This is a genomic window from Actinomadura sp. 7K507, assembly GCF_004348425.1.
In the GTDB taxonomy this organism is placed as follows: domain Bacteria; phylum Actinomycetota; class Actinomycetes; order Streptosporangiales; family Streptosporangiaceae; genus Spirillospora.
Genome location: NZ_SMKK01000419.1, coordinates 1 through 4,114, shown reverse-complemented (window position 1 = coordinate 4,114; position 4,114 = coordinate 1). Strand labels below are relative to the sequence as shown.

2 protein-coding genes are annotated in these 4,114 nt (G+C 69.7%); both read left to right on the top strand.

From position 1 onward, the window contains the following. Positions 1-153: 153 nt before the first annotated feature. Entirely contained in the window at positions 154-2,928 is a 2,775-nt protein-coding gene (locus E1285_RS43720) for a tetratricopeptide repeat protein (RefSeq protein WP_132160799.1), read from the top strand. A gap of 129 nt (positions 2,929-3,057) precedes the next feature. Further along, positions 3,058-4,110 carry a phosphotransferase gene (locus tag E1285_RS43715; RefSeq protein ID WP_132160798.1) on the top strand — a complete coding sequence of 351 codons (1,053 nt, stop codon included), beginning with the start codon at positions 3,058-3,060 and terminating at the stop codon, positions 4,108-4,110. Positions 4,111-4,114 lie beyond the last annotated feature (4 nt).

Below are 4,114 nucleotides of genomic sequence, written 5' to 3'. Positions count from 1 at the left end.
CCAGGTGACCGTCACCCTCCCCCGTCCTCCACCCTCCGCGTAGGCCCGGTGGCCCATGCGGCCGCACGGCCGGTGTGTGCAGTTCTCCGCAGTTCCGTGGGAACGTCTCGGGTTACCGTGGGCCCAGGTCGATCTAACCGCGGAGGGCCCGGCATGACGACCGTTCTGAGCGGGGCGAGCATCGGCGGAGACTCGGTCTCCGGCGACAAGATCGTTCACATGACCGCCGCACTTCCCGAGGCCGACGCCCCCCCTCGCCAGCTTCCCCTGGACGTCCCGGGATTCGCCGGACGCCAGGACGTCCTCGCGGGCCTCGACGCCCTCGTCGCGGCGGACGGCCCCGCCCCGGTGGTCATCGCGCTCACCGGCATGCCGGGAATCGGGAAGACGGCGCTCGCGGTGCACTGGGCGCATCTGATGTCCGAGCGCTTCCCGGACGGGCAGCTCTTCATCGATCTGCGCGGGAACGCCAGGCGCGGCGCCGTGTCCCCGCGGGAGGCGCTCGGCCAGGTGCTGCGGACGCTCGGCATCCCGTCCAGCCGGCTCCCCGTCGACGAGGACGAGCTCGCGGCGCTCTACCGCTCGCGGCTCGCCAACAAGAAGGTGCTGGTCGTGCTCGACGACGCCGCGAACGCCCAGCAGGTCTATCCGCTCCTGCCGGGGACACCCTCGTGCGTGGTCGTGGTGACCGCCCGCCGGAAGATGACCGCGCTGGTGGCCAGGTTCGGCGCGCGCGCTCAGGCACTCGACCTCCTCTCCGAGGCCGAGGCGCTCGAACTGGTCGGCGAGGTCGCCGGCCAGGAGCGGACGCGGCGGGAGCCGGACGCCGCAGTGGAACTCGTCAAGATGTGCGCGCGCCTCCCCCTGGCACTGCGCGTCGCCGCGGCGAACCTCGCCACCCGCCCCCAGCAGTCGGTCGCCGAGACCGTGGAGGCGCTCGCCGACGGGGACCGGCTGTCGAACCTGGCGTTGGGCGACGACCCGCGGGAGGCCGTCGGCGCCACGTTCGACCTGTCCTACCGGGGGCTCAACTCGGAATCACGGCGGGCGTTCCGGCTCCTCGGGCTGGTGGAGGGACCCAATGTCGCGCCCGAGGCGGTCGGCGCGCTCCTGGCGGCCACGCCGCAGGCGGCGCGGCGGCTCCTCGACCGGCTGGAGACCGCCGGGCTCGTGCAGGCGATCGGAGGCGGCCGTTACCACCTGCACGAACTGCTGCGCGAGTACGCGCAAGCACGTGCCCTCAAGGAGGACTCGCCCGTCGTCCGGACCGCGGCGATCGAGCGGCTCGCGATGTGGTACCTCACCACGGCCCAGCAGGCCGGACGGTTCCTCGACAGGTACCGCCGGACGATACGGCAGGAGATGACCGCGCCGCCGGTGAACCCGGACCCGGCCGAGCGGGCGCGGCACCTCGAATGGTTCGCGCTCGAACAGCCGAACCTGGCCGAGATCACGCGGCACGTCGCCCGCATGGGGTGGAGCCGGCTGACCTGGGAACTCGCGGACGCCGTCTATGACTTCTTCGAACTGCGCCGGTACTGCCACGAGAACCTGGAACTGCACCGGCTCGGCCTGGAGGCGGCCCAACGCGAGTCCAACCCGCCGGCCCGTTTCTTCATGCATCACCACATAGCCGTGATCTACCGCGACCTCGGCCGGCCGCAGGAGGCACTCCTGGAGGCCGCGTCCGCCCTCCAGCTCAGCATCCAGGTCGAGGACCACTACGGCGAGTCGGCCGTCCTGGACAACCTGGCCAGGACGCACCTCCAGCTCAGCGACTACCGGATGGCCCTCGAACTGGGCAGGCAGGCACTGGCGATCCGCCGTGAGATCAGCGACCGGCACGCCGAGGCGACCACGCTCGACACCCTGGCCCGCGGCTATCAGGGGCTCAGCAAGTACGGCATGGCCTACCGGTGCGCCGACGACGCGCTGACCATCCGCAGGGAGATCGGCGACATCAGGGGCGAGGCCGAGACCCTCGACAACATGGCCCGCATCTACTTCGGCTGGGGAAACGTCGATCACTCGCTCGACTCCGCCGAACGGGCGCTGGAGATCCGCCAGCAGATCGGGGACCGCCACGGCGAAGGGGAGACGCTCGCGTTCCTCGGTGACCTCTACCGGTGGACGGGCCGGCACGCCCAGGCATGTGAGCACATCGAGCAGGCCCTCGTCATCCGCCGGAAGATCGCCGACCGGCACGGCGAGGGCCGGGCGCTGGTGTGCCTCTCCTCGCTCCGGCGTCGCCTCGGCCGGTACGAGGACGCGCTGAAGGCGGGTCTTGAGGCGCTGGACGTCCTCCAGGAACTCGGGGACCGGCAGGGCGAGGCCGAGGCACGCGACAGCCTGTGCCGCTGCTACCGGCGGATGGGCATGTTCGACGAGGCCAGGACGGAGGCCGAGTCCTCACTGGCCATCAGCCGCTCGATCGGCGGCCGGCACGGAGAGGCGACCGCGCTCAACGCCCTCGGCCTCATCGAGCTCAACGCCGGCCCGCTGGGCCGGGCACGGCGTGCGGCGAAACGGTCCCTGCGACTCTGCCATCTCATCGGCGACGAGCGGGGGATCACGAGTTCGCTCGACCTGCTCGGCAAGGTGTATCTGAGAATGGGGCTCGCGGAAAAGGCGCTCCGCACCGCCGAAATGGCCTTCACGCTGGAGGAGAGCGTCGGATACCGCTACGGTCAGTCGGTCACGCTGCGGGCGCTGGCCGAGATTCTGATGGCCCTCGACCGCACCGCCGAGGCGCTGACGAAGGCCCTCCAGGCACAGGACGTGGCTTTGCAGCTACGCGACCGCCATGAAGAGGCCAGGACGCTCCGGCTGCTGGCGACCATCCACACCGCCGCCGGGCGAACGGCCGACGCAAGGGCCGCGACCGCCGAGGCGGCCGCCATCTCCCAGGAGCTCGAAAGGCTGCTGTAGCGCCGGCCCAAATCCTGATCCCGACAGGTTGTTGATTCGGGATTCAAAAGGTATTCACAGAGCGACCTGTGGTGCAATTTGCTGCCTGGGGTCTAAGGGAGACCCGGGTTCAAGCGCCAAGGACGTGCCTTGCTCGATCCGAATGACCGTTTTCTCACTTGTCGTGAGATTCTCAGATGGCATTACGGCCATCGCCGCCCCGAGTTCCTCGGCGCTCCTCGCCGGCACTACAGCCTGCACTACACCTATCGGCAGGGCGGCCGTCTCTACGTGGCCTCGAAGGTGCGCAAGGAGCGTGGGCGGATCCCCTTTTCCCGGCAGTTCACGATCATGCGGGCGCTCGCGAGGACGGACGCGGCCTCCGTGGTGCGCTCCCCGGTCGCCACCTCGCGGCGGCGCGCTCGCGACTGGGTGACGGGACCGTCCAACCGCTGGTTCGTCCGCTCCTACACCGAGCACGACCGGGCGCCCGACTGGCTTTCACCGTCGCTCGTCGCGGATGCCGCGCGGAAACTGGCGCTCGTGCACCGGTCCGCGAGCATCATCGATCGCGCGGTCGCATGCGCCCCGCGGTACGGCTTGCAAGTCTACGACTGGGGGCTGTTCGGCGTACTCGACGGCATCGACGCCCTGCTGGACGACATGGCGTCCCGGGAAAGGGCCCCCGGCCACATCAAGTCCATAGAGACGGAGTTGACCCGGCTCCGCGCCGGGAGGACGGAGTTGGACCTCGGGCCCGAGGGACTCACCCATCATGATCTGCGCACCGAGAACCTCCTCGTCCGGGACGGCGAGGTCGTCGAGATCGTGGATTGGGACCGGGCCCACTGGGACGTCCAGTGGTATGACGCCACGCTGGCGGCGCTTCATCTGGCATATCTCCAGCCGGCGAGACTGCGTTGGGATCTGGCGGAGGCTTTCCTCGACGTCTATCGGACCGAGTCCGGTACCTCACTCACCGAGGACGCGACCGCATGGCTGCTGCGGTTCACGGCTGTCCGGAATTTCGCGGTTTCGCGTTCCCCCGTCAAGTGGGCCCGGCTGCTGCGCGGGGTCAATGAACGTTGGGGAGAGACGCCCTCAGCGGTCGTGGGTGATTTTGTTGCCAAGAACGAAGTCGCCTTGGATGTGGAGATCGCCGCTGAAGATGGTGGAGCCGTGGGGGCGGTCGGAGTCGGGTGAGGCC